Raw genomic sequence first — 224 nt, 5'->3', positions numbered from 1 at the left:
TGAAGGAATTCGTTTTAGTTTGCCAACATCAACAGATTGATGCTCGCGTTGATGTCTCGATCATGATGAACACCGCAATGAGTACACGTCCATTCACGAACATCCATCGTCTTCTTCTCGCCTTTGACGCCACAAGAAGAACAGATCTGCGTCGATGCGAACCAGGGATCTGCCTTGATGAGCGTCCGTCCGTAGAACTTGCATTTGTATTCCAACTGTCGGAC

Annotated in this window: 1 protein-coding gene; it reads right to left on the bottom strand. The window is 47.8% G+C overall.

Features of this window, described 5'->3' with window-relative positions; all coding sequences use genetic code 11:
- Positions 1 to 14: 14 nt before the first annotated feature.
- The coding region (locus BBB58_RS15500) for a zinc ribbon domain-containing protein (RefSeq protein WP_244150752.1) at positions 15 to 224 on the bottom strand (210 nt) is incomplete at its 5' end.

Origin of the sequence: Exiguobacterium profundum, from assembly GCF_001909285.1 — a bacterium.
Taxonomy (GTDB): Bacteria; Bacillota; Bacilli; order Exiguobacteriales; family Exiguobacteriaceae; genus Exiguobacterium; species Exiguobacterium profundum.
Note: the sequence above shows the minus strand (reverse complement) of the source record. Positions and strands in the feature narration are given on the sequence as shown.